This is a genomic window from Acidiluteibacter ferrifornacis (genome assembly GCF_009909615.1).
Lineage (GTDB): Bacteria > Bacteroidota > Bacteroidia > Flavobacteriales_E > Vicingaceae > Acidiluteibacter > Acidiluteibacter ferrifornacis.
On record NZ_WWNE01000012.1, the window covers coordinates 341,797 to 342,179 of the forward strand.

At 38.4% G+C, this 383-nt stretch carries 1 protein-coding gene; it reads left to right on the forward strand.

The window, feature by feature from the left end; all coding sequences use genetic code 11:
- A partial coding sequence (locus tag GQN54_RS13655; RefSeq protein WP_160634111.1) for a hypothetical protein occupies positions 1-383 on the forward strand: 383 nt, incomplete at both ends.

Below are 383 nucleotides of genomic sequence, written 5' to 3' on the forward strand. Positions count from 1 at the left end.
CTCAGACCAAGTATGGATGGAGATGACCATGGATAATGGATTGACATGGTCTAAAGTAGCAGCATCTACTTTTGCGATAAACTTCTACAACAATGCTACCGATGATGTTTGGGATGGATTCTCAAGTGGAGGAGCAGGAAACTATCTTCCGGTATTAAATACCGTTACAGGAATAGGAGGAGTATCTCAAGTGAAGTTTAGATTTGTATTCAGATCCAACGGAAGTATAGAGAATGATGGGTTTGCATTAGATAACTTTAGAATCAACTCTCCATTATATACAGGAGTTGGAAAGAATAGCTTAGATGCTTCAAGTTTTGGATTATATCCAAACCCAACGAGAGAGCAAGTAACTATTTCATTCAACAATGTAGCAACAGGCA